This is a genomic window from Pseudidiomarina tainanensis (assembly GCF_900115255.1).
Lineage (GTDB): Bacteria > Pseudomonadota > Gammaproteobacteria > Enterobacterales > Alteromonadaceae > Pseudidiomarina > Pseudidiomarina tainanensis.
Map to the genome: position 1 here is coordinate 1,377,273 of NZ_FOYU01000001.1, position 26,058 is coordinate 1,403,330.

The 26,058-nt window shown below is 48.3% G+C and carries 25 protein-coding genes; 15 read left to right on the forward strand and 10 right to left on the reverse strand.

The genetic code is table 11. From position 1 onward, the window contains the following. Window positions 1-4: 4 nt before the first annotated feature. From kdsC to mgtE, 10 genes are read left to right on the forward strand one after another with little or no spacing between them, the layout of a single operon-like run. Window positions 5-553 (forward strand): 3-deoxy-manno-octulosonate-8-phosphatase KdsC, encoded by a 549-nt coding sequence (gene kdsC / locus BM292_RS06660; protein ID WP_218151673.1) that lies wholly within the window; start codon window positions 5-7, stop codon window positions 551-553. Beyond that, window positions 550-1,125 (forward strand): LPS export ABC transporter periplasmic protein LptC, encoded by a 576-nt coding sequence (gene lptC, locus BM292_RS06665; RefSeq protein WP_177203797.1) that lies wholly within the window; start codon window positions 550-552, stop codon window positions 1,123-1,125. The genes kdsC and lptC overlap by 4 nt, the downstream gene beginning before the upstream one ends. Next, window positions 1,082-1,615, forward strand: a complete 534-nt coding sequence (gene lptA, locus BM292_RS06670) for a lipopolysaccharide transport periplasmic protein LptA (protein WP_092856638.1) — start codon at window positions 1,082-1,084, stop codon at window positions 1,613-1,615. Before lptC ends, lptA begins: the two co-directional genes overlap by 44 nt. Next, complete coding sequence (lptB, locus tag BM292_RS06675; protein WP_092856641.1) at window positions 1,596-2,321, forward strand: LPS export ABC transporter ATP-binding protein; 726 nt, start codon at window positions 1,596-1,598, stop codon at window positions 2,319-2,321. Before lptA ends, lptB begins: the two co-directional genes overlap by 20 nt. Before the next feature lie 8 nt (window positions 2,322-2,329). Further along, on the forward strand, window positions 2,330-3,703 hold the full coding sequence (locus tag BM292_RS06680; protein WP_092856644.1) for an RNA polymerase factor sigma-54: 1,374 nt from the start codon (window positions 2,330-2,332) through the stop codon (window positions 3,701-3,703). Between the two features lie 26 nt (window positions 3,704-3,729). After that, entirely contained in the window at window positions 3,730-4,017 is a 288-nt protein-coding gene (hpf, locus tag BM292_RS06685; RefSeq protein WP_092856647.1) for a ribosome hibernation promoting factor, read from the forward strand. 3 nt (window positions 4,018-4,020) lie between these two features. Further along, the gene (gene ptsN, locus BM292_RS06690; protein WP_092856649.1) at window positions 4,021-4,467 is read left to right on the forward strand and encodes a PTS IIA-like nitrogen regulatory protein PtsN; all 447 of its coding nucleotides are present in this window, start codon (window positions 4,021-4,023) and stop codon (window positions 4,465-4,467) included. Between the two features lie 11 nt (window positions 4,468-4,478). Then, the gene (rapZ, locus tag BM292_RS06695) at window positions 4,479-5,336 is read left to right on the forward strand and encodes an RNase adapter RapZ (protein WP_092856651.1); all 858 of its coding nucleotides are present in this window, start codon (window positions 4,479-4,481) and stop codon (window positions 5,334-5,336) included. A 27-nt stretch (window positions 5,337-5,363) separates the two neighbouring features. Beyond that, the gene (locus BM292_RS06700) at window positions 5,364-5,642 is read left to right on the forward strand and encodes an HPr family phosphocarrier protein (protein ID WP_092856654.1); all 279 of its coding nucleotides are present in this window, start codon (window positions 5,364-5,366) and stop codon (window positions 5,640-5,642) included. Window positions 5,643-5,678: 36 nt separating this feature from the next. Continuing rightward, entirely contained in the window at window positions 5,679-7,040 is a 1,362-nt protein-coding gene (mgtE, locus tag BM292_RS06705; RefSeq protein WP_092856657.1) for a magnesium transporter, read from the forward strand. On the opposite strand, the gene pmbA is transcribed toward mgtE, so the two are convergent. Continuing rightward, on the reverse strand, window positions 7,037-8,383 hold the full coding sequence (gene pmbA, locus BM292_RS06710) for a metalloprotease PmbA (RefSeq protein ID WP_092856660.1): 1,347 nt from the start codon (window positions 8,381-8,383) through the stop codon (window positions 7,037-7,039). The two genes, mgtE and pmbA, sit on opposite strands and share 4 nt — an antisense overlap. A 169-nt stretch (window positions 8,384-8,552) precedes the next feature. On the opposite strand from pmbA, the gene yjgA reads away from it, so the two are divergent. Beyond that, entirely contained in the window at window positions 8,553-9,056 is a 504-nt protein-coding gene (yjgA, locus tag BM292_RS06715) for a ribosome biogenesis factor YjgA (RefSeq protein WP_177203798.1), read from the forward strand. Here the strand turns inward: yjgA and tldD are convergent. The 9 genes from tldD to BM292_RS06760 all read right to left on the reverse strand — a co-directional run bounded on the left by tldD (window position 9,053) and on the right by BM292_RS06760 (window position 20,235). Continuing rightward, window positions 9,053-10,498: a metalloprotease TldD gene (tldD, locus tag BM292_RS06720; RefSeq protein WP_092856667.1), complete on the reverse strand. Its 1,446-nt coding sequence runs from the start codon at window positions 10,496-10,498 to the stop codon at window positions 9,053-9,055. The two genes, yjgA and tldD, sit on opposite strands and share 4 nt — an antisense overlap. Continuing rightward, complete coding sequence (locus tag BM292_RS06725; RefSeq protein ID WP_245751832.1) at window positions 10,479-11,351, reverse strand: carbon-nitrogen hydrolase family protein; 873 nt, start codon at window positions 11,349-11,351, stop codon at window positions 10,479-10,481. Before BM292_RS06725 ends, tldD begins: the two co-directional genes overlap by 20 nt. Beyond that, window positions 11,260-15,192, reverse strand: a complete 3,933-nt coding sequence (locus BM292_RS06730; RefSeq protein ID WP_092856673.1) for a YhdP family protein — start codon at window positions 15,190-15,192, stop codon at window positions 11,260-11,262. Before BM292_RS06730 ends, BM292_RS06725 begins: the two co-directional genes overlap by 92 nt. 2 nt (window positions 15,193-15,194) lie before the next feature. Beyond that, entirely contained in the window at window positions 15,195-16,664 is a 1,470-nt protein-coding gene (gene rng / locus BM292_RS06735) for a ribonuclease G (RefSeq protein WP_092856676.1), read from the reverse strand. Further along, window positions 16,661-17,236 carry a Maf family protein gene (locus BM292_RS06740; RefSeq protein ID WP_092856679.1) on the reverse strand — a complete coding sequence of 192 codons (576 nt, stop codon included), beginning with the start codon at window positions 17,234-17,236 and terminating at the stop codon, window positions 16,661-16,663. Before BM292_RS06740 ends, rng begins: the two co-directional genes overlap by 4 nt. Then, window positions 17,226-17,708 (reverse strand): rod shape-determining protein MreD, encoded by a 483-nt coding sequence (gene mreD, locus BM292_RS06745; RefSeq protein WP_092856682.1) that lies wholly within the window; start codon window positions 17,706-17,708, stop codon window positions 17,226-17,228. Before mreD ends, BM292_RS06740 begins: the two co-directional genes overlap by 11 nt. Further along, window positions 17,698-18,570 (reverse strand): rod shape-determining protein MreC, encoded by an 873-nt coding sequence (gene mreC, locus BM292_RS06750; protein WP_092856685.1) that lies wholly within the window; start codon window positions 18,568-18,570, stop codon window positions 17,698-17,700. Before mreC ends, mreD begins: the two co-directional genes overlap by 11 nt. A gap of 8 nt (window positions 18,571-18,578) precedes the next feature. After that, window positions 18,579-19,622, reverse strand: a complete 1,044-nt coding sequence (locus BM292_RS06755; protein WP_092856688.1) for a rod shape-determining protein — start codon at window positions 19,620-19,622, stop codon at window positions 18,579-18,581. Between the two features lie 94 nt (window positions 19,623-19,716). Next, entirely contained in the window at window positions 19,717-20,235 is a 519-nt protein-coding gene (locus BM292_RS06760) for a type II secretion system protein (protein ID WP_092856691.1), read from the reverse strand. Window positions 20,236-20,363: 128 nt separating this feature from the next. Between BM292_RS06760 and BM292_RS06765 the strand changes: the two genes are divergently transcribed. Genes BM292_RS06765 through BM292_RS06780 form a run of 4 tightly spaced genes read left to right on the forward strand, consistent with a single transcriptional unit; the run spans window position 20,364 to window position 25,938 of the window. Continuing rightward, the gene (locus BM292_RS06765) at window positions 20,364-20,924 is read left to right on the forward strand and encodes a type IV pilus modification PilV family protein (RefSeq protein ID WP_092856694.1); all 561 of its coding nucleotides are present in this window, start codon (window positions 20,364-20,366) and stop codon (window positions 20,922-20,924) included. Continuing rightward, the gene (locus BM292_RS06770) at window positions 20,924-21,778 is read left to right on the forward strand and encodes a PilW family protein (protein WP_092856697.1); all 855 of its coding nucleotides are present in this window, start codon (window positions 20,924-20,926) and stop codon (window positions 21,776-21,778) included. Before BM292_RS06765 ends, BM292_RS06770 begins: the two co-directional genes overlap by 1 nt. Then, window positions 21,768-22,238, forward strand: coding sequence for a pilus assembly PilX family protein (locus tag BM292_RS06775; RefSeq protein WP_092856700.1), 471 nt, complete (start codon window positions 21,768-21,770; stop codon window positions 22,236-22,238). The genes BM292_RS06770 and BM292_RS06775 overlap by 11 nt, the downstream gene beginning before the upstream one ends. Continuing rightward, the gene (locus BM292_RS06780) at window positions 22,225-25,938 is read left to right on the forward strand and encodes a polymer-forming cytoskeletal protein (RefSeq protein ID WP_092856703.1); all 3,714 of its coding nucleotides are present in this window, start codon (window positions 22,225-22,227) and stop codon (window positions 25,936-25,938) included. Before BM292_RS06775 ends, BM292_RS06780 begins: the two co-directional genes overlap by 14 nt. Window positions 25,939-26,058 lie beyond the last annotated feature (120 nt).

Consider the following 26,058-nt stretch of genomic DNA (forward strand, 5'->3'; position numbering starts at 1 on the left):
GGAAATGATCAGTACCTGGTACGGCGACATTAATGCGACATTATTTGACCGATTCCAGCAAATTAAACTGGTGGTTTGCGATGTCGACGGGGTGTTTTCTGACGGCTGTATCTACTTGGGTAACCAAGGAGAAGAACTTAAAGCGTTTAATACACGTGATGGGTTTGGCGTCAAAGCACTGCTGAATGCTGGCATCGAGGTTGCTGTGATTACCGGGCGACGTTCGGCCATTGTCGAAAATCGTATGACCGCGCTGGGGGTAAAGCATATTTATCAAGGCCAAGAAGATAAATTAACCTGCTTTGAGCAGTTGTTGACCAAGCTAAACTTAGATGCACGTGAAGTTGCCAGTATCGGTGATGATGTACCTGATGTTGACATGCTCAAACGCAGTGGCGTTGGTGTGTCAGTGCAAGATGGGCATCCGTTTGTGCAACAATCGGCAGATTATGTCACCGCACAACGCGGCGGTTACGGTGCCGTGCGGGAATTAAGCGATTTAATTTTGTTGGCACAGGGACAATTACAATTGCACGGTGGAGTGAGCCTGTGAATCGGAATATTCTGGTTATCATTGGCATTATCTTTCTCGCAGCAGCAGTGCTGATTTGGCGACCGTTCGATGACAGCGTGAGTACCGAAGAACAGCAGGGTTATCGAGAAATAAAACCTGACTTTACCGCCAAAGGTTTAATTGTGCGGGTATACGGCGAACAAGGTGAACTTGCTCACAAAATAGCTGCCGAACAAATGACGCACTACAGCCCCATTGGACTAACCGAGTTAATGGCGCCAACTTATATTGTGCAGCTCGATAATAACGGGCCGATGTGGCAAGTTGAAGCCGAACAAGGTTCGTTTTATGCAGATAAAACACTGGTATTAGAACGTAATATTGAAATGACGAGTCTGTCTGCCGAAGAATTTGTCGAACGTATTGAAACCAGTTATTTGACAATTAATACGCGCGAAGAATTGGTTATCACCGAACAGCCGGTGTTAATTATTGGTCGTGACTTCACGGCAAAAGGTGAAGGAATGCGTGCCGATTTGCGCGCCCAAACATTGGAAATGACAAAACATGTTGAAACGATTTATACCGGTCGTAGCGCTACTAGCAATTAATGCTATAAGTGTGAATGAGAGCGCTGCGCAAGGTCGCGAAGACTTTGATAAGCCGATTCAGATTAATGCCGAACGTGAGTCATTTGATGTGGCCAAAAAAGTAGCGGTGTTCGATCAAAATGTCGTGATTCGTCAGGGTAGCTTATCGATTCGTGCCGATCATCTTGAAGTGACACGTCGTGATGATCAAACGGATGTATTCACCGCCACAGGTAGCCCCGCTGTTTATGAGCAGCAGTTGGACGATGGCTCGCCCATCACGGCTGAAGCGGAAATAATTAGTTACGATCAAAGCCAGCAATTATTGACACTCTCTGGCAATGTGAAGGTCTCGCAAGAAAATAGCGTGATACAAGGTAGCGAGATTATCTATAACTTTGCGACGCAACAGCTTTCAGCTAACCGTAGCGAAGATGATGCGGATCGTGTGACCACCATTTTTATGCCAAAGAAAAAGAGCGACAACCAGAATGAGCCGACTAATCGCTGAGCATCTCGCGAAATCGTACAACAAGCGGCAAGTAGTAAAAGACGTCAGTCTAACCGTAGAATCCGGTCAAATTATCGGCTTGCTGGGCCCGAATGGGGCTGGTAAAACGACTACTTTCTATATGATTGTTGGCTTGGTCAACAACGATAAAGGGCGCATCATGATTGATGACGAAGATATTTCGTTGCTTCCAATGCATGAGCGTGCGCGCCGCGGTATTGGGTATCTGCCGCAAGAGTCCTCAATATTTCGAAAATTGACCGTACGTGACAATATCATGGCGATCTTAGAGACGCGCAAAGACCTCGATGCCAATGGCCGTGAAGAACGTTTAGATGGTCTGCTCGAAGAGTTTCATATTGGCCACATTGCGAATAGCCTCGGGATGAGCTTGTCCGGCGGTGAACGTCGTCGCGTCGAGATTGCTCGTGCTCTTGCCGCTGACCCAGCGTTTATTTTGCTCGATGAACCGTTTGCAGGCGTCGACCCCATTTCAGTTCTCGATATTAAAAAAATTATTGAGCATCTGAAAAATCGCGGCATTGGTGTGCTAATTACTGATCACAACGTACGCGAAACCCTCTCGGTTTGTGAAAATGCTTATATTGTTAGCCACGGTGAGTTGATAGCGACCGGTGACGCCCATACCATCTTAAATAACCAACAGGTTAAAGACGTGTATTTGGGCGAACAATTCACCCTCTAGGTGGTTTAATGAAACAAGGTCTGCAGTTTAAGTTCTCTCAGCAGCTGTCAATGACACCACAGCTGCAGCAGGCGATTAAACTGTTGCAGCTTTCAACGCTGGAACTACAGCAAGAAGTTCAACAAGCGCTTGAAGAAAATCCCCTACTTGAACTTGAGCAAGCCGAAGCGGAGGGCGAAACCGCAATCAGCGACGACGATGAATTATGGGATAGTCCTTGTTCTGCTTCTTTAGGTCAGTCAGCATCGAGTTTCGATGGCGAGGATTCAGTATTTGAAGGCGCCTCAAGCACAAGTTTGCACGACCATCTAATCTGGCAAATGCAGCTCTCGCATTTTTCTACTGTTGATGAAGTCATTGCCCTCGCCATCATTGACGCCATTGATGATAGTGGTTACTTAACCGCCTCGCTTGACGACATCATTAGCGCCGTCAATCAGCAGTTAGACGAGCCAGTTGAGCTCGATGAAGTGGCTGTTGTACTTAAGCGTATTCAACATTTTGACCCTATCGGCGTCGGCGCTCGCGATGTCGGTGAATGCCTCGCCTTGCAACTTCTACACTTACCCACCGATACACCGTGGCGCAATGAAGCGTTTACGGCAGTTCGTGAGCATTTAGCTCTTTTGGGCAGTCGTGATTACCGAACGTTGGCGCGGCGATTACGCTTGAATGAAGACGACTTAGCCGCAGTCATTGAGCTCATTCAACAACTACAACCGCGACCGGGCGAGGCGTTCAATCAAAGTGATGACGACTATGTGATTCCGGATATTTTAGTGCGCAAAAAAAATAATCGCTGGATGGTTGAGCTAAATCCAGAAAGTGTGCCTAAACTTAAGGTAAATGAAAGTTACGCGAAGTTATGCCAAGGATCGCGCCAAACTGATGACATGCAATACATACGCCAGCAAACACAAGAAGCCAAATGGTTTATTCGTAGCCTTGATAGCCGCAACGAAACGTTGCTCAAGGTAGCCAACGCTATTGTTTTGCGCCAACAAGGCTTCTTTGAATACGGTGAAGAAGCCATGAAACCGATGGTTTTAGCCGACATTGCCAGTGCGGTTGATATGCACGAATCAACTATTTCACGAGTAACCACGCAAAAGTATATGCATTCGCCGCGTGGTGTGTTTGAATTGAAGTACTTCTTCTCTAGTCAGCTTGGCACTGATACGGGTGGAGAAGCTTCATCAACGGCGATACGCGCGTTGTTGAAAAAGCTAGTTGCTGCGGAAAACCCGAAAAAGCCGCTGAGTGACAGTAAATTGACTGAACTCCTAGCGGAACAGGGTATCCAAGTAGCTAGACGGACCATTGCGAAGTATCGAGAGGCACTCAATATTCCGCCCTCGAGTCAACGCAAACGTCTTATCTGAATCTTGGACAACAGAAGGAAGATGTTATGCAAATTAATCTGACTGGTCATCACGTAGAAATCACTGACGCCTTGCGCGAGTATGTTGATAGCAAATTTAGCAAGCTCGAACGTCATTTTGACCACATAAATAACGTCCATGTCATTTTAAATGTTGAAAAGTTGACGCAAAAAGCGGAAGCTACGCTGCATTTGAATGGCGGCGAAATTTTCGCAGATTCAGAGCATCAAGATATGTATGCCGCCATCGACGGGTTGATCGACAAACTCGATCGGCAGGTTATTAAACATAAAGAAAAGATGAAACGTCACTAAATCATGGATTTATCCACCTTGTTAAGCCCCGACTGCACGCGCTGTGCAGTCGACGGCTCAAGTAAAAAGAAAGTACTTGAGCTCATTGGCCAACTGGCCGCGCCTCGCCTGTCTGGCACAACCAGCTTCGATGTCTTTGAAAGCCTGCTGAATCGCGAACGATTGGGCAGCACCGGTATCGGTATGGGTGTTGCAATTCCACATGGTCGGTTAGCGAGTGCTAACAAACCTGTAGCAATACTCATGACGCTATCAGCACCTATCGATTTCGATGCCATTGATAATCAGCCGGTCGACATTATTTTCGCGCTATTGGTACCTGAAGACCAGCATGAGCAACATTTGCAAACGCTGGCGTCGGTGGCACAACGATTAAATGATAAGAATTGTACGCGGGCTTTACGTGATGCCCAGAGCGATCAAGAATTATATGACCTGTTCACGGGTTAAGTAGAAGCATCATGCAATTAATTATTGTCACAGGCCGATCCGGCTCCGGGAAAACTATTGCGCTGAGAGTTCTTGAAGATCTCGGCTATTACTGTGTCGATAATTTACCGATTACTCTGATGCCTACACTTGTGCATGCAGTCATTGATCAATATGACAAAGTTGCGGTCAGTGTTGATGTGCGCAATTTACCTGCCGATCAAAATGAGCTTACCGAAGCGCTCGATTTTCTGCCCAGCAAAGTTAAACCAGAAATCCTCTACATCGACTCATCGGAAGCAATTTTGCTAAGACGCTTTGGCGAAACCCGTCGCCTGCACCCGCTCTCACAAAAAGAAATGCCATTGGCGGATGCCTTAGCCGCTGAAGCAGCGATGCTTGAGCCATTGGCGGAACGCGCAACTTGGCGTATCGATAGTAGTGATTTGAGTGTTCATCAGCTCAGCGAACAAGTGTCCGAGCGCGTGCTTGGTAAAGCCGCTTCACGATTAATTGTGGTGTTTCAGTCCTTTGGCTACAAATATGGGCTACCGCCTGATTTAGACTATGCATTTGATGCGCGTATTTTACCCAACCCACACTGGGTGCCAGAGCTCAAGCCATTAACTGGCAATGACCCGGCAGTACAACATTTTTTTGAGCAGCAGCCGCTAGTAACTAAGTTTATTCATCAGCTTGAAGTGTTTTTTGAAACCTGGTTACCACATTTTCAGCGGAGCAACCGAAGTTACTTAACCATAGGCATCGGCTGTACGGGTGGCCAGCATCGCTCGGTTTATATTGCCGAACAACTTGCCAAGCGTTTCGCTGAACAACCATTCAAGGTGCAAGTGCGACATCGTGAAGCAAGTCGCCACGCAAAATCATAACGCCTAAAGCTCCTTAAAGGTTTTCTTATGACCGATGTCATCCGTCGCACCGTTACCATCCGCAATAAACTCGGCCTGCACGCACGCGCCGCAACCAAGCTTGCTAAGCTCGCTCATCAATTTGATGCCCAAGTATCTATTGTACAAGGCGAACAGCATGTGGATGCCTCGAGCGTCATGTGTTTACTGCTATTGGCGAGTGGTCAAGGTCGTGAGATTGATATCGTTGCTGAAGGTAACGAAGCAAGCCAAGCCGTTGATGCTATTGCAAACTTAATTGAATCTCGCTTTGATGAAGAGCAATGATGCGGTAAACTTCTCTTATTACTGAGGGTTTAACGTATGCTAGCTGAAGTCGCCGACAAAGAATTTGCCGAACAACGCATTCAGGAAGTTTCTGAATCGTTAGCTCGTGGCATGTACGTGCAGGCGCGACGTCAGCTTCATAACCTGCCGGCCTGGGATGTTGCCCTTCTTCTCGAATCATCCCCGCCTAAAGCCCGTGCCATCATCTGGCAATTAGTTGATGCCGACGAGCACGGTGATATTCTCGAGGAACTCTCGGAAGAAGTTCAGAAGTCCGTTATTCGGCAAATGGCGCCAGAAAAGTTGGCCGCAGCAACCGAAGGTATGGACACCGATGACCTTGCCTATGTTTTACGTGGTCTGCCAGAGCAAATCTATCAAGAAGTTCTAAAATCGATGGACGAGCAAGATCGTCATCGTGCAGAACAAGCTTTGTCATACGCCGACGAAACTGCCGGCGGTATGATGAATACCGATACCATCACCTTACGTCCCGATGTCACCATCGATGTGGTCCTACGGTATTTGCGACTGAAAGGCGAGCTCCCAGAAGCCACCGACAAATTGTATGTGGTTGATCGCGATGACAAGTTTATTGGTGAGATTGGTATTACGCGATTACTTACCGTTGACCCGACCAAGCTCGTTAGCGACGTCATGGATCAGGATATTCAAGGCATTGCGGTCGATATGGATGAGACCGAAGTCGCCAAGCTATTTGAACGCCAAGACTGGATCTCGGCGCCCGTTGTTGATGATGAAAACCGCTTGCTCGGTCGTATCACCATCGATGACGTAGTTGATATCATTCGTGAAGACGCACAACATTCAATGTTGAGCATGGCCGGTTTAGATGACGACGAAGATACGTTTGCGCCAGTACTCAAAAGTACTCGGCGCCGCAGTATTTGGTTGGGCGTTAACCTCATAACCGCACTCCTCGCCGCAGCGGTGAGCTCAATGTTCGAGGACATCTTGGCGCAAATGGCAATTCTTGCCATCTTAAACACCATTGTGCCAAGTATGGGCGGCATTGCCGGTTCACAAACTTTAACATTGGTGATTCGCGGTATGGCGTTGGGGCACATTGGTCAAAGTAACCAACGTTGGTTAATTGGTAAAGAGCTGGCAATTGGTGCGCTCAACGGTGTCATTTGGGCAATTCTCATTGCCGGTGTCGTTGCGCTATGGAAACAAGATCTTGTGATAGGAGGTATCATCGCATTTGCGATGATGGCGAACCTGTTAGCCGCTGGTTTAGCGGGCGTCACGGTGCCGCTGATTTTGAAAAAGTTTGATATCGATCCGGCTTTAGCCGGCGGTGTGATTCTCACCACCGTAACCGATGTCGTTGGTATTTTTGCCTTCCTTGGCACTGCCACTCTATTGCTGGGTTAAACCCCAGCAATACGCATTTCTTCTAGTAAGACCGACCCAGTGCGCACGCCATGCCGCGCATCAACATCACCCGCAATAGCTACAATATTTGCCAACATATCTTTTAAATTGCCGGCAATGGTGATTTCTTCAACTGGGTACTGAATCTCGCCATTCTCAACCCAGAAACCTGCAGCACCGCGCGAGTAATCGCCATTCACAATGTTCACACCCTGCCCCATCAGTTCGGTTACCAGCAATCCGGTACCCATTTTTTTGCACAACGCAGCCAAATCTTTCTCTTGATGATTCACTTCCCAAGTATGAATACCGCCGGCATGGCCTGTTGGCTGCATACCCAGTTTGCGCGCCGAATAACTGGTTAATAAGTAAGTTTGTAGCACACCATCTTGAATGATATCGCGATCATGCGTCGCCAACCCTTCATGGTCAAACGGACTACTCGCCAGTGCACCACGCAAATGTGGACGCTCTTGCACAGTTAGCCAACTTGGCAACACTTGCTTACCCAAGTGGTCCACAAGAAAGCTCGATTTACGATACAAACTACCGCCACTTATACCGGCGACCAAATGTCCAAATAGGCTATTCGCGACATCGGCACGGAAAATCACAGGTACCTTTGCGGTGGCAATTTTGCGCGCATCCAAACGCGATACGGTGCTTTGTACGGCGTCTTCGGCAACCTGTTGCGGTGTCCATAAATCGTCACGATGGCGCGCCACGGTATAGCTATAATCACGCTGCATCGCATCGCCACTTTTCGCAATTAATGAGCAACTTAAGCTATGCCGCGACTGTAAATAACCGGCAACGAAACCATGACTATTACCATACACACGATAGCCAACATGGCTACTGTAGCCAGCACCATCAGAGTTAACGATGCGCGGATCAAGCTGGAGTGCGTGATTTTCACAAGCAAGAGCCTGCTGGAGTGCAAACTCGGCACTCTGATCGGCGGGATGACATAAATCCAAATCAGGGATATCCGTTGCCATCATTTCAGCCGGCGCTAATCCAGCATATGGGTCTGCCGAGGTATAGCGCGCAATATCGTTTGCCTTCTCTACTGCTGCGCGAATCGCTTTCGCGGTCAAGTCGGTGGTAGAAGATGAACCTTTTTGCTGACCCCGAAAAACCGTAATCCCCAGTGCGCCGTCTTGATTGAACTCAACCGTTTCTACTTCACCTAACCGAGTGGCAACGTTGATGCCACTACTGCGGCTCATCGCGCACTCAGCTGCACTTACGCCAAGTTGCTTGGCGTAGGCTATGGCGTCGGTGACAGCCTGCTCGACGTCGTGCAGTTCTGTTTGTAGTTCATTTTTGTCAGGAATCATTACCTCTCCTTTGAAAACCTTACTGCGATATTAGCCATTGGATATTAGATATTAGCGACGACGCTTCTAACCCTGCTTTTTTAATATCTAATATCCAATAGCTAATATCGTTTTTGTATTTATGTCTCTTGTTCGGGTACAATTCGCTCGAAACCACAGAGGCATCCCCATGAGCGAATTTGAGCACGACGATGAAATCGTCAGTAAATCCGAACTAAAACGCGCCGCCGAAGCGCAACAACAGCTGGGCGAACAACTCGTCAGCCTTGCTGAAGGCAAATTAGCGAAAATTCCTCTCGATGAAGAGCTACTTGACGCTATTCATCTGGCACAGCGTATTCGTAATACGCGCGAAGGCTATCGTCGCCAATTACAGCTCATCGGTAAAATGATGCGCCATCGCGATACCGGGCCAATTGAGCAAGCACTTGCTGAACTCGAACATTCGCATCACGAACAAAACGCTTTGTTTCATCAACTTGAGAAACAGCGTGATGCGATATTGGCAACTGGTGATGATGCGATTCAGCAATTCATCGATACTTATCCAAATGCTGACCGGCAAAAACTTCGTCAGTTGTATCGTCAGGCCAATAAACAGGCTGAACAAAACAAACCGCCGACCGCGAAGCGCGAGCTGTTCAAATACTTGCGTGAGGTGGCCACCGCTTAGTCGGTGCCACCCACCGTCATCGCATCTAATTTTAAGGTTGGCTGTCCAACACCAACCGGAACACTTTGACCATCTTTTCCGCACACACCTACGCCTTGGTCTAACGCGAGATCGTGACCAACCATGGATACCTGTCGCATGGCATCTGGACCATTACCAATTAGCGTCGCGCCTTTCACTGGTGCGGTGATTTTACCGTCTTCAATCAAATACGCTTCAGATGCTGAGAACACAAACTTGCCTGAAGTAATATCAACTTGGCCACCGGCAAAGTGCGGAGCGTAAATGCCGCGTTTCACACTACCAATAATTTCCTCTGGATCATGTTCCCCAGCAAGCATGTAGGTATTGGTCATGCGCGGCATTGGTAAATGGGCGTAGCTTTCACGACGACCATTTCCGGTTGGGTTCACGCCCATTAAGCGCGCATTCATTTTATCTTGCATGTAGCCAACCAAGCGGCCCTTTTCAATCAGCACGTTGTAACCCGCTTCGGTACCTTCGTCGTCAATGGCTAATGAGCCGCGACGGTCGGCCAAGGTGCCATCATCTACGATTGTGCACAATTCTGAGGCTACCATTTCACCGATTTTACCGGCATAGGCCGATGCGCCTTTACGGTTAAAATCGCCCTCTAAACCGTGGCCCACGGCTTCATGCAAGAGAACACCCGGCCATCCTGCACCAAGCACCACCGGCATGGTTCCAGCAGGCGCTGGACGTGCTTCTAAATTGACCAACGCTTGGCGAACAGCTTCATCGGCGTAGGTTTGCCAGCGCGGCTTGTCGCTCACATTGGCAGTAAAGTAATGGTAGTCAACACGAGCACCGCCACCAGCACTGCCGCGCTCACGACGACCATTGTGCTCGACGAGTACCGTACAATTCACGCGTACGAGAGGTCGAATATCGGTTGCAAACGTGCCATCGGTTGCGGCAACTAACACTTCGTCATAGCTACCGCTGATGCTGGCGATCACTTCGACTACTCGCGAATCCAGACTGCGCGCATAGGCATCAATTTCACGCAGCAACTCGATTTTCGCTTGCTCATTCAAACTCGCTAATGGGTTCACTGGTGCATATCGCATGCCGACAGGAGCCGAAGCAAATGCTTGCACCTGCTTATTTTGACCAGCTAAGCTGATGCCGCGAGCAGCGGCTGCAGCTTTTTGCAGTGCTTGCGTTGAGATATCGTCGGCGTACGCGAAACCGGTTTTATCCCCATGCACCGCACGTACTCCAAGCCCCGCTTCGATATGAAAGCTTCCTTCTTTGACAATACCGTCTTCGAGAACCCACGATTCATTTACGCTACTTTGCAAATAAATATCTGCAAAATCTATTGCGCCGGTGTAAAGCGTCGCCAACGATTGATGTAATTTGTCACTATCTAATTGGTATTGGTGAAGCAGGTTTTGCTCAACGTTCTGTGCTTGCATGAATAACCTTTTTACTACGGTTGAAGTGTTTCGCTACGGGAATATCTTGGCGGATTTTGTGTAAGCTGTCGGTATTGACCAACGCCGTCGCTAACCCCGGTTGCAGCGTTTCTGTTTCAGCTAATATGCGGCCCCAACCATCAATAACAAGGGCGTGCCCATAAGTCTGACGCCCATTTTCATGTTCTCCAGCTTGGGCGGCGGCGACCATAAAGCATTGTTGCTCAATCGCTCGCGCACGGGTCAGCACATGCCAATGCGCATTGCCGGTAACCTGTGTAAAGGCTGAAGGCAATACGAAAATATCTGCACCAGCATTTCTTAAGGCGCGAAATAGCTCGGGAAAGCGCACATCATAACATACTGCAAGCCCGATCGTACCGAACTCTGTGGTGACCGTAACAACGCTATCACCGGCTTCTGTCCAATGTGACTCTCGGTAGCTTTTGGTTTTGTCGGCAACGTCAACATCAAACAAATGCATTTTGTTATAACGCGCGACGCACTCGCCCTGAGGATTAAATACCAAGCTCGCCGCACTAAATTTTGTATCATCAACGTTGTCGATGAGAGGCATAGTTCCGCCAATTAACCACACGTTAAATCGCTTGGCCAATTCTGCGAGGCCGTCTTGCATTGGGCCTACGCCAGGGAGTTCGGCTATTTCGCGCTGACGTTTGTCACCGGCGCCGAAGCAAAGACAAGCCTCAGGTAGTACCACAAGTTGGGGACGAAAATCTGGGAGTTGTTGTAATTGAGCCTCAATTTCCTGAAGATTCTGTTGCGGTCTCGGGCTGCTGGTTAGTTGCAGCGCCGTCAGTTGTACTTGATGGCTGTTCTGTTTCTGGTTCAACTTGCACCTCCGGTGGAATTGGCGCATCGCGGCTATCTCGCGCGACTTCCTCAATTTGTGGCTCATCCATAGTGCCAGAAATTTTGTATTCAAGACGGCTAATTACTTTGGCGTCGTGCAACATGCGATCAATCACTAACGCAGCTAGCCCTGATGGTGGATTAATCATCCAAGCTAAAATAACTGGCAAACTTGAAGTGACTTTCGGCACAAACTGCAAGTCGTAGTCTAAGCTGCGCGTCATTAAATTGGTTTGGCCTTTCACTTCCATATCGCCCGCAGCACCGTTGAGTTGGGTGTTATCTGTCGCGACAATGCCATTGACGATATTGAAATCCCCACTAAAGTTCGTGTAGAACAAGCCATTTGCGAATACATCACGAAAGTCGAAACGTAATTTGCGCAAAATACTATCGAGACTTAGTAGCGAGAATAATCGCGCACCACGATCACTCACATCATTCAGGTAACCTTGTCCTAAGCGCCAGTTCACGGTGCCATTCAACGAACTTGCTTGTAATTCTTGCGGCGCACCAAGGTAGCTTAGATCAAAAGCAATTGTTGCATTACTATCCCGCACCATTGAGGTGAACTCGTAGTTTTCCAGAAACTCACCAAAATCTGGTGAACTAAATTCACCGGTGATACGTGTTTGCGGGTGCTGTGTCGCTGTTTCCAGCGCCCAGAAACCGCTCGCCTTCAGGGTATGATTGCGATGATTCGCGCTGAATTCAACCAGTTCTAATTGGTTTTCGTCGCCGCGTAAGTGAAGACTCACTTCGCCTAAATCATATACGTTGTAGCGACAGCGTTTGCAGGCTAAATAGATATCAGGCAACTTTGCAAAGCTTTGTGGATAACTGCTTTGCTCTCCTTCGAGTACTTCATCGAGCTTTTCTTCTGGCTGAGCACCCTGTAACTCAATAATGTCAGCGTTCAATAATAACTGCGCACTGCCCGTTTCGGCTGTTGCTGGACGCCACTCAACTTCTGTAATGACTTGCTGAGAATCGATGCGCGCGCGCCAATTCTTTTGTTCTGGCCAACCAACAACAGTCACGTCGTTAAGCACCACACTGCCATAATTTAATTGCGGACTTAAAAGCTGAATATAATCCGGTTGTAACAGCTTAGCGAGTTGGCTTTCACCAGAACCCTCAGGCATAAAACTCAATAAGTGCTCGTAGTGTTCCAGCCACACTTCAACATCACTCGGCGGTAAGTTTGCCTCGACCGTAAACGTTGGATTGAGCCTCAAAACATTTGGGTTTGGCGCTTGTGATACAGCGTTACCAATACGCGCATAACCCGATTGAAGAACATTGGCGGCGCCATCAAATTGCAGCTCCAGCATGGCTCTCTCACCAAGCTCAGCATTGACCAAAATACTATCTTGGCTGCCGGAAACGATGAGCTCTAACTGCTCTGATTCATCGGCAGTTTTAGCAAATGGCGCAGGAACATTAATGACCGTCGGCTGTAAATCTGCGGTTTGTTGCCACCGAAAAGAATAACCACCGTCTTTGGGTAAACTTAAATTGAAATCGGCCTGCCAAGGCATCTCACCGGCAGTAAGCGGAGCAAATTCATCAAGTTGCCACGTGCCCAACGCCGCAACCTCAACATAGTAATCATCTTCGCGTTGTGAGCTATTCAAATTTGCCTGCAACGGAAATCCGCGCCAGGTCATAACCAAATCTTGCGCGTCAATCACATCATTACGAAAATGTACGCGACCGTGTAGATTTCGAAAACTCTCTTTTAAACCACGCACATACATACTGACATCATCTAACTGTGCATAGCCTTCCGCAACAACTTGAGGTGATTCCGCTAACGGAATGGTCAATTTTAGCTGACTCGTCATTGGCCCGCTTAATTGAAGTTCAGCAAACGTGGTACCCAGCGAATTTGCCAGCGGGCTGTCGTCAAAAATTGGTTTTAACTCGTTCGCGTTAGCAGCAATATCGGCGGTAATATCTAAACGCGCTTGCTCACCACCGAGTAAGTCAGGTAGCACCACATCGGCGCGCTCGATTTGCACATTCCCTAACAGTCCATCAGTCGCTTTGATGTGCATGCGCTCGTTACGAAAGTTCACCACGGCGTTGGCATCGTAAATCGGCCGCCAGTTTGGTTGAAACTTATAATTTAATCCGGAGATTCGAGTGCGCGCTTCGAATATCCCTTGATTATCATGATAAGGAAAGTGTTCGACGGCACCACGCCACACCATGGCGAGATCTTGCGCCTGGCCATCTTGTAAGGCCACAGTAAGATAATCATGAAGATTGTCGCCCATAACCACGGGTAAATGATGCCGCAATACTTCAGCATCAATTGGCTCTTGGTTCAAACTCGTTGCGATGGCATCAACATAAACCGACTCGTCACTCGGTTGCAATGTAGCGACGAGGCCAATTGATAAGCCATCTAAATGCAACTCACTACCTGGAGCAACCTGCAAGCGCCAGCCACCATCCTCAAACCATACGAATTGCCCCGACAAGTCGATTTTTGGCAGTGCCCATGGGTCGTCATAATCCAATGCACGGCTAATAAACGAGGCATCCGTACCATCTAACTGCCAACTTAATTGGTTATCGATACCTCGTACGCGTAAATTGACGTTACTTAAGCCAGGAACGCCAGCAAATTGCCCCCAGCTTAGTTTTTCGCCTTGCGCGAACCACCGCGCGCCGGCATTAATATCACTTTCATAAACCACATCAATTAAGCCTTGTGTGTCACGCTCTGCGAACTGCTCGCTGACTTGCGCACCTTGGCTACCGAATAGGTTTAATAATTGAAGTACTGGTGCCAACGGGAGGTCATCGACACTCACAGCCGCTGTTGTCGGCGTCTGTTCCCAGCTAAAGGTTGGTAATTCCCAACTGCGTTGATTGTGTTCAATAGTTAATGGATTTGAATTGACGCGCCAGCCATCACGATAAGGACGCAATTTAAGCTCACCACTCGGAATGCGTAACTGATGTTGCTGTTGATCAACTTCCCAAACTAAGGCCTGCTCACCGAGTTGCAGTAGGCCATCGGTAAATTTATTTTGCTTAAAGTTAAGCCAGAGCTTGTAATTAAATTCAGCCGTTTTGATTTCGGTATCAATAATCTGTTGTTGTACCCAAGGCGTTATATCAAGTTGGTTTGCGGCCACATAGACTTGGCCATTTAATGCGCGTGAATCAGAGCCCTGTACATCGATAATAATATCTAAGGTGTTGTCGGATACCTTAGAAAACGCTAACTTTCCAACACCTTGATGGCGTCGTTGTTGGTTCGACCAACGTAACTCGGTAATATCAATTGTACGTGTTGCACCAACTAAGTTCACAAGCTCCAGCGTACTATCAACAACTTGAATGTAATCAAGCTGTTGCAATAATAAATCGGTCAGGTTATTGGAAAGCTTGAACTGCGTATCGGCGCCATTGCCATAACTGTCGCGAAGGTCGTAATGTAAGCGCATAGCATCCAGTTGGACACGCTCAAATTGAATACTGAATGAACGGGCGCTTGCCCAAAAATCAATCAGCACCCGCGCTTCATTTACTTCTACGCGTGTTGCCTTGGTTGCGTCAGGCCGCACCACTAATTCATGTAATATCAACTCAGGGCCACTGCGTCCCCAGTCAGCACTTATTTGTGCAAGTGAAACTTCGGTTGCATAGTTATTAGCTAGAAACGCTTCGACTTGTTGGGTCACGTCAGGCAGTTGCGGTAGTAAATAGCGAAGCCCACTAATCAGCAACGCAAAAAGCACCAAAGCGATTGCGATAGTGTAAAGTAAAGTTCGGTAGACAAACCCAAACGCCTTACCCGCCATAATTACATCATTACCACGTCAAACTGTTCTTGATGGTACAGTGGCTCAATCAGCACTTTAACCTGCTTGCCAATAAACACCTCGAGCTCAGCAAGCGCATGCGATTCCTCGTTTAACAGCATATCTGCTACTGCTGCAGATGCATAAACCATAAAGTGGTCAGCTGCATAAGCACGGTTAACTCGCACAATTTCTCGCATCACTTCGTAACAAACCGTCTCAACTGTCTTCATTGAGCCGCGGCCACCACATACCGGACACTCTGAGCATAGTACATGCTCTAAGCTTTCGCGGGTTCGTTTGCGGGTCATTTCAACTAAGCCAAGTGAAGTGAATCCGTTAATGGAGGTTTTCGCGCGATCTTTACCGAGCGCTTGTTCAAGGCTGTGCAAGACGCGGCGACGGTGATCGGCATTCTGCATATCAATAAAGTCAATAATGATAATGCCGCCTAAGTTACGTAAACGCAGCTGCCGCGCAATGGCTTGGGTTGCTTCAATATTGGTGTTAAAGATGGTTTCTTCGAGGTTACGATGCCCCACAAAACCACCAGTATTGATATCAATTGTGGTCATCGCTTCTGTTTGATCGATGATAATTGAGCCGCCTGATTTCAACTCAACTTTACGATCTAGCGCGCGCTGCACTTCATTCTCAACATCAAATAAATCGAAAATAGGACGCTCGCCAGCGTAGTATTCCAATGCATTACTGAGCTCAGGAATAAACTCTTTCACGAACTCGTTGAGCAAGTCGAAGGTGACGCGAGAATCAACTCGAATTCGTTCAATTTGCTCGCCCACAAAGTCACGCAAAATACGACAAGAAAGATTTAAGTCCTCATAAACTAAACCAATGTTACGCATGCCTTTGCGACGTTTTTGGATGGTGTCCCATAAACGACGTAAAAACTTCGCATCGCGTTGCAATTCGTCATCACTCGCACCTTCGGCAGCGGTGCGCACAATAAAGCCGCCCTCGTCGTCGCAATACGGCATGGCTGCTTGCTTCAAGCGATTCCGCTCCGCTTCATCCTCGATACGTTGCGAGATACCCACATGAGGCGATTGTGGCATTAACACCATGTAGCGCGATGGAATGGTGATATCGGTCGTTAATCGCGCCCCTTTGGTGCCAAGCGGGTCTTTCACGACCTGAACTAATATTTTTTGTCCTGGGCGCACCAGTTGTGCGATGTCTGCGGCAGGCATGGTGCCACGCGCGATGCCTTCAGCTTGTTCGAGTTGCGTGACAATATCAGAGGCGTGCAGAAACGCCGCTTTGTCGAGGCCAATATCTATAAACGCGGCTTGCATGCCGGGTAATACCCGCGACACCTTGCCGACGTAGATATTACCTACCAAGCCACGTTTGGCTTGGCGTTCAATATGAACTTCTTGCAAAATCCCATTTTCAATTAACGCAACGCGCGTTTCGGTGGGCGTAACGTTCATCAGAATTTCTGCACTCATACGCTCCCCTCAATCGTTTCAATAAGTTGTTCGGTTTCATACATCGGCAAACCTACTACGGCAAAGTAGCTGCCGTTTAAGTGGGTTACGAACTTCGATGCTCGCCCCTGAATACCGTATCCGCCGGCTTTGTCTTGCGGCTCGCCTGAATGCCAATACTGGTCAATTTCACTATCACTGAGCCGTTTAAAATGAACCTCAGCTTGGCTAACAATCACATGTTCTTTTGCTCCCAGCACCGCCGCTACAGCCGTGATGGCAAAATGGCTACGTCCGGAAAGACGCTTCATCATGTCGACAAAATGATCGTAATCGTGAGGCTTTTCGAGCACATCGTCATCGCACACCACTACGGTATCAGCACCCAGAACAAAGCTATTCGGTTCGGCGAGCTCTGCACCAGCGCGCGCTTTGCTCAGCGCCAATCGTTGCACGTAAGCCGAGGCCGACTCGTGGCTTTCTCGCTGTTCAGGAACATTCGGCACCACGACACTAAATGGTCTATCAAGTAACTTCAGTAACTCTTGGCGACGCGGCGAGCCTGAGGCCAATACGAGTGCATTAGCGAACAAGGTAATGCCTCCGGTATTTGCGCAAAATCAGGTAAACCCATGGCCAAGCGATCGCCGAGGATAGAACCGGATAGAGATACGCGAAGTTAAACACAGCATCGTTTAAGACGTGTTCAAGCTCATACACAATCACGCGCTTGATGAGAATTAATACCGCTACCACAAATGCTTGTTGGGTAAATGAGTAGTTGCGAATACGCTGAAAATGCCGAATGGCAGGGTAAGCCATGATTAGCAAAGCGGTCGCATAAATACCAAACACCGAACCCATCAAAATATCGGCAATCAATCCAAGGATTAATACTGTGCCCATACCAACTCGATGCGGAAGCGCCATGACCCAATAAATAATAACGAGACTGAGCCAATCTGGCCGCCAAGCCTCCAAAAACGAAGGCATCGGCATCACCATCAATACTAACGCAATCAGATAGCTCACAAGCAGCGGTATTAAACCCGATTTAATCCACATTGTTGGTGCTCTCCGTGTCGTCGTATACGGGCTGCTCGGTAGCGCTCGGCGGCCATAGTAATAGCACCGTACGAATACGATCGAGTTGTGCAAATGGTCGTGCCGACACGCGCGCATACTGAAGCCGTTCATCTCGGTCAATTTCAGTGATTTCCGCTACCGGATAGCCTTCTGGGTAGACACCACCAAGGCCAGAGGACATCAGCTTATCGCCTACTTCAAGCTCACTTGAGTGCGGGATATACATGAGCTCAAGCCGTTGCAAATCACCAGTACCGCGCGCCAGCACACGAATATCGTTGCGTTCGGCTCGTAGCGATAATGCATGACTTTGATCGCTGATAAGCAACACCCGCGCAGTGCCTCGTCCGACACTCATCACCTGCCCTAAAATGCCGCGATTATCGAGTACCGGTTGCCCTTCATAAACACCGTTAGCACTGCCTTTATTAATCACCACCTGATGCGAGAACGGATCGGTTGCTACCGCAACGACTTCAGCTGCCATACGTCGACTCGCTTGACGAATATCCGAGCCGAGTAATTGGCGCAAGCGGTCATTTTCGTTTTCGAGAAAATTAAGCCGTTGCACCGCCATTTGTAACTCTTGTAGCTCTTGTTTCAGTGCTTTGTTTTCTTCGCGTAACGTAGTGCGCGTAGTTGATAAATAAACGAGGCGATCGAGAACTTGCTCTGGTAATACAGCAAGATATTGAACAGGGGCAACGAGGGTCGATAAAAACGAACGCACCGGCTGCATGGTATTGAGCCGGTGGTCGAGAAACATCAAGGTACTGGCGCAAATTAGCGCCAATATGAGTCGTGTGAGAAGGGTTGGCCCCCGTTCAAAAAGCGACTTCATGGTGTCGCTTACTCATAACTGAACAGGTCACCGCCGTGCATGTCGATCATTTCGAGTGCTTTACCACCGCCACGAGCAACACAAGTTAGCGGGTCATCAGCAACAATTACCGGAATGCCAGTTTCTTCCATCAGCAGTCGGTCGAGGTCACGCAACAATGCGCCACCACCGGTTAACACCATGCCACGCTCAGAAATATCCGACGCAAGTTCTGGTGGTGATTGCTCTAATGCAACCATAACAGCGCTTACAATACCCATTAACGGTTCTTGTAGCGCTTCTAAAATTTCGTTGCTGTTCAATGTAAATGAACGCGGCACACCTTCAGCGAGGTTACGACCACGAACTTCGATTTCGCGAACTTCTTCACCTGGGAATGCTGAGCCAATTTCATGCTTGATACGCTCAGCAGTCGCTTCACCAATCAGTGAGCCGAAGTTACGACGAATGTAATTCACAATTGCTTCGTCAAACTTATCACCACCGATACGCACTGAAGACGAATAAACAACACCGTTTAACGAGATGATGGCAACTTCAGTGGTACCGCCACCAATATCAACCACCATAGAACCCGTCGGTTCAGAAACCGGAAGACCGGCACCAATCGCTGCCGCCATTGGCTCGTCAATCAGATAAACTTCACGCGCGCCTGCACCTAAAGCTGATTCACGAATTGCGCGACGCTCAACTTGCGTTGAACCACACGGCACACAAACAAGAACACGCGGACTTGGACGGAAGTAGTGACTATCGTGTACTTTTTTGATGAAGTGCTGCAGCATTTTTTCAGTCACGTAGAAGTCTGCAATCACCCCATCTTTCATTGGGCGAATGGCTTTAATATTACCCGGCGTTCGACCTAGCATTTGTTTGGCTGCTTGACCGACAGCAGCAACGCTTTTCGGGCCGCCAGAACGTTCTTGACGGATCGCCACGACTGAAGGTTCATTCAGAACAATACCTTCGTCTTTCACATAAATCAGTGTGTTTGCTGTACCCAAATCGATCGACAGATCGTTGGAGAAGATGCCGCGTAACTTCTTAAACATGAGGGGATGTTCCCTTACTCGTAATTTGGTGGACTGAAAAACTGTGTAACTTTACCAAGCTGACATCCTGCGGGCAAGCGTTATACCTTGTATATTAACTGCAATTACCCACCCGAATATAGCCTTGGCTTTGCACGCAAACGCTTCGTGCGTTCGCACCATTTATTTGTAATTCTACTGAGCTTTGACCGCAGTTCTCCGCAGTGGTTGCATGGTTGGTTGAAACCGGACAGCCCAGCGCATTAAAGCGAAACCCAGTCGATGCACTTGGTAATGTCGAAACCACAGTCAGATTATTCGCCTCAGGCAACGTTATAACTCGCGTATTTTCAATGGCTTGACCACAATCAAATGGTGTCACTACGGTACTACTTAGGTTAACTCCGTAACAACGATTGACGACATCTTGCATTGCTTGTTGTTGTTGCAAACGCAGCAGACTTAGCAATTGTCGCTCAGTAACGACTTGATCGACACCGCCTGAACCAAAAATTCGGGGGCCTGCGGTCACAGCCAAAATACCGACCAGTACAATAACAATAATCAATTCAACAAGCGTGAAACCTTGCTGATTATTTACAATTTGGCGCTGTTTGGTCGAGGCAAATCCCATGGTCTCGTTAGCTCTATGTCGTTAGTCATAATTGGCGAACAATTTATGCAGTGTAAACGAAAAAAGTGTAGTATACAGAACAATATATCAACAAATTATAAGAAAAGTAGAAGCTGCGAGGCTTATCTATGCCCAGAACGTCGAGCACACAGCCATTGATGCACTCAACCCAGCGTGGATTCACGCTCGTTGAGATTATTATTGGTATTGTTGTGCTTGGCATTTCCATCGTATTGCTCACGGTACTTGTATTTCCGCAGGCGCAACGAAGCGCCGAACCGCTGTTGCAGCAACGTGCGTCGGCTTTAAGCCAAGCGTTTATCGACGAAATTAGTGCAAAATCGTTTGATGAAAACAGTGACCGTCAAGGCGGGTTGATTCGCTGCGGCGAAGACAGCACAACGTGCACGGTTCCCGCCAATTTGGGTCCCGACGGCGAAACCCGTGATATTTTTGACGATGTTGACGATTACCATCAACTTGAAACCACAGCCGCTACTCTTGAAGATGCGCTTGGCGATGATATCGCAGCCCGCTACCAAGGCTTTAGTTACGCTATTAATGTTTGTTACAGCGACAACGCGGGTAACTGCCAGACGGTCATCACCGAGTTCAAGCGTATTCAAATCACCGTGACCACATCATTCGGACAAAATTTTGTGTTCAGCACGTTGCGAGGTAATTATTGATGCCTCCGTTCGCTTCTGAACTAAACCACAAGAACCGTGGCTTTACTCTGGTCGAGCTGATTATTGTGATTGTGCTACTCGCACTAACTGGGCTGTTTGTGTTTAATTATTTGGGTTTCGGTGCGCAAATATTTCGTGACACGACCGAGCGCGATCAACTGGTATCACAATCAAGGTTTGCGCTAAACCGACTCACCAGCGAACTGCGCAATGCGGTTCCTCGAAGTGTTCGAGTGCGGGCAGCAGATAATCAGCGCTGCCTCGAGTTCATGCCGATTTTAGCTAGCAGCCAATATGTACGGATGCCGCGGCCTGGTCCGCCATCAGTTTCAAACGTGCCGTTTACCGCAATTGAACCAACCTCACTTACTAATTTGGTGGGGGGGTACTTACTGGTTTATGCTACCACCACGCAACATATTTATGGCAATTCGACTCAACGGCGCAAAGAGGTCACTGGCATTTCCACGCCATCCAATAATCTCGTCGAGATTACCTATACACCAAGCACGTTTTTTGTAACCGATAGCCCAGTACGACGTTATTATATCGGCGGTGACCCAGTGAGTTGGTGCTACGACGAAATTAACCACAATCTATTTCGTTTTGCCGGGTATGGGCGCTTGAATAATCAACCAACGCTGGCCGATTTGAAAGCTAGCGCAGCGACGAGTGCCGAAGTGATGGCAGAGAACATCTATAATGATCTCAATAACAGCGAATTCCCATTTCGCGTCTACGAAGCAACACTGTATCGGAACAGTTTAATTCAGCTTGATTGGCGCTTTCGTCGCGCAAATGCACAAGAACCTTTAGAAATATTGCACGAGGTGGCGATACCAAATGTTCCCTAAACGTCAAATACCTTCACCTCAACAACAACGTGGCGCGGCTCTCGCTGTCGCGGTGTTTATTATTGTGGTGATGGGGCTGATTGGTATGGCCATGGTTCGTATCTTAGGTGACGCTTCAAGTGCCACAGTAAGTGAAGTGCTTGGTGCGCGAGCACAGGCGGCAGCTCGCAGCGGTGCTGAAACATTATTAGTTGAATTATTTCCGCTTGGCTCGGCAAACGCCGATATCAACGTGTGCCCAACGAGAACTAGCGGAGTGCCAACATCAGTTGTTGTGCAGACGTCGTATACAATTGACGGATTAGCGAATTGCGACACAACGGTGTTGTGCGACCAAGCAGAGCTCACTGCGCCATATACTGGTGTGCATTTTCGGATATTGGCACAGGGTAGTTGTAGCGCAGGTGACATGACCTATTCAAAGGAAATAATGTTGGAGGCGAGCGATGGGGTTTATTAGATCCTGCTTAGTTGTTTTTGCGTTAACACCGCTTATTGCTCATGCCAACTGGTCTCTCCCAAACGATGCCATTAACAACGTCGGCGATTTTGCTTCGTGCAGCTTTGATGGCGGGCAAACTGTCACCTGTAATAGTGCCATTACGCTGACGACAGTGGATGCCACGTTAAGCCTGACTCAGAATTTGAATTTAGTGATCAATGGCACGTTCACGACTGCTGACGGTATTACGATTAACCCCAGTAATAGCTATGCCTTGGCCATTCAACTTGGTAATAACGACTTCTTTATGAGCGGTGACAACGCGACCATTAACGCCAATATTGCCGCAGGTAATATCACCATCAGTGGATTAGAGACGGTGGTTAATGGCGACTTAACCGCACTAGGGAACGTTTCAGTGCAAGCGGGCCCTACTGTAAACGGCGATATTACCGCAGGTGGCTCAGTCTCCAATAGCGGACTGATAAATGGCAAAGTAATCGCTGCAGGGAGTTTTGTTAATAACTCCGGCGCTGTGCTGAGTGGTCGTGTCGACGCTTCCGGAAGCGTACAAAATAGCGGTACGGTGACTTCCAATATTGATGCGCTAGGTTCTGTTTCAAATAACAGTGGCGCAACCGCGGGTAGTATTAACTCAAGTAGCCCAGTGGTCAATAACGGTACCGTATTAGGCTATATTAATGCGCCAAGTGTTAGTGGAACCGGCACTGCTCCGTTCGCCTGCAGTATTAATTCTTATGTTGGCCCCTGCCCCGGTGCGCAAGATCCAGAATTTGATTATTGCAGTGAAGTGACGTTGCTCACTTCATACGGTGTTGTCGGCAGCGGAGGCTTTACCTTTGGAAACGGCTCTGAAATTAATGGCAACCCGATAGATGGCACCGGGAATACTCCTACACCTGTGGGGCAAGTGGATACCGTTGACTTGGACTACCCGCCTTTAGATCCGTTGGTTTACCCCACATTTAGTGGTGGCGCAGATCTTAATATCAGTAAAAAGAATGACCCTGAAGATATTCCCGCTGGTACCTACGGAACAATTAATGTCGCTGGGGGTAAGAATGGTAATTTCTTGGGCGGCACGTATTACATTGACCAACTCATCGTCGGAGCCACTGGCAGCGGCACGGGTATTACCTTAGGTGCAGGTGATTACTTCATCCGTGAAATCATCTTTAATTCCGGTATTTATGTGAATACCACCAGTGCCGGACCTGCTCGATTGTTCATTGAGACCAGCATTGGCGAAAGTAATGCCAACCAACTTGAACTCAATAGTTCCGGTTCAGCAGCGAACTTTCAGATTTATCTCTATGAAGGTGCCACCATCATGCTCGGTAACGGGAATATGGGTGGTAGCAAAGATACCTTAAATTTTAATGGGACGATTTATGGTCCGTTTCCCGATAACGATATTAGTTTAGGTAATAACAATACGTTACAGGGCAGTATCCTTACTGCTGGGACCATTGATGTAGGTACCGATACGGTATTCAATTATAGTCCGGAAGTTCAGGCAGAGGTCACCGCCTCACTCGGTTGTGCTCCAGTAGACGCCGAAGTACATCATTACCGTTTGCTTCACCCGCAAGTTTTAGTGAGTTGTTATTCAGCAGCAATTGAAGTGATTGCATGTGCCGATGATACCTGCTCGGCAACCTATGATGACCCGGTTACGATTACTATCACTTCAAGCGATGGTGATAGTGTTTGGCAAGGTGGCAATCTTGATGCCACCACCGGCGCTGAAGTTAATTTACTATTTAGCAACGGTAGCGGTAGCAGCGGTCTACGTAATGTGAATGGTGGCACAGCAACATTAACTCTTAGCAATGCTTCGCCAACCGCTGTTGAAGCCACGCAATGTTATGACAGCAGCGGTACGGTACCAACAAGCTGCGAGGTCACGTTTAATACCGCAGGATTAATTATTACAGATACCGATGGAACGAGTCCTCTACCGTCAACCTTTGCCGGTGTAGATTTACCCGCCGCTTTGCGCGCTGTAGAGACCAACACAACCACCGGTGCTTGTGAAGCCCGTCTGACCGGCACTCAAAACGTTAACTTAGGTATGCAATGTTTAAACCCCAGCGCCTGCCAACCCAGCCAGACACTCACCATTGACGGGCAAGCAATTGGACTTAATGCTGCAGGAGGCACTGCAAACACACAAACGCTAGCGTTGACCTTTGATGCAACCGGGCGTGTTGATCATGATTTGCTGATTAATTATTCCGATGTCGGACAAATTCGGTTGTTTGCATCATTACCACTTACCGAAGCGCCTTCAGCCTCTAATCCGGCTCTGAGCGATCCTGACATTGAACTCGTCGGCACCAGTATCAATGACTTTGTCGTAAAACCTCACACGTTGGTAACACGCGCGCTAGATAGCGCCGGCGATCTTTGGACAAGTACAACGAATACCGGCGCTGGATTTACTGCCGCGGCAGCACCATTTAGTATGGTTGTGCAATCACTCAACGCAGCGGGCAACCCGACCCCAAATTTTGGTTTGGAGACAACCTCGGCGGGCGTGCAAGTGCAGTTTCATTCAATGGCCTACCCTAGCCCTGCCGACGTTGATAGTAACGGCTCTAAACTGACTCTGAATAATCCGTTTGTGATTGATCCAACCTATCCAGGTGCAAAACGAACCTCTGGGGCAATTTGGAAGGAAGTTGGCACCGTGAATCTGACCGCACGTTTGACGGCTGATGATTATCTCGGCGCCGGTGATGCTTTCTCACGCCCACCTAGCCCAATAGGTCGGTTTTATCCAGATCGCTTCGCAGTATCTGCGGCCAACGTGCTCAATGCCTGCGCTGGCTTTAGCTACATGGGACAGAATGGCATCAACGTAAGCTATACCGTACAAGCATTGAATAGTTTGGGTGAGGTAACCAAGAATTACGCCAACACTGGCGGTGTACTCTATAACGATACCGCAACCGTGCAAATGCGGGCGGCGAGCCTTACGCCTTCTGACGTTGTCGCTGACGAGTTTTACAATCGGCTTGATTTTCTACCACAAACAACTTGGTTAGCCGGTGAGCTTAGTTTTGCTAGCAGTGCAATAGCGTTTAATCGTCGCACTGATAATGCGCCTGACGGCCCCTATCCCGAACTTCAACTTGGCCTGCAACTCATTGACCCGAGTATTGATGGAAGAAATTTCGCTGCGGCCGATTTGACGATGCTGGTGCAAAATGATCCGTTATTAACTTTACCAACAGTCGCAACACCAATCGGTGGCCTACTCGAACTGCGCTATGGTCGGTTGCGTTTAGAGAACATCTTCGGTCCTGAAAACGAAGATTTACCGATTGTCATGTACAGTGAATATTTCGACGGTAATCGCTTTTTACTCAATGAGCTAGACTCATGTACGAGTGTATTGGCCGCCAACCTAAACATTGTTGAGAACCCCGATGCGATCGACACCACAGCCGATCAAACTACTGGACCTATTTTGCTCACAAATGGTGAACTGAGTTACGGTGATTTATTTTGGCTAGCACCCAATGCACCAAATAACTTTGGTGAGATTGTATTCGAGTATCAGACGGCTCCATGGCTGCGCTATGAGTGGGGCAATGATTCAACTGAAACCAACGAGAATCCGCGCGCAACAGCCGGTTTCGGTCAATATCGCGGTAACGACCGCGTCATCTTCTGGATGGAGCGCCAGTAATCCGGCCAAGGCCGGATTACCGTAGCCCGGCGTTTTCTCCGCAAGGTAATGCCGGGTGACGCGAAGCGGCGTTAATCTCTATTCGTTATTCGTTGTTCGTTATTCGTTATGCGATGTTCG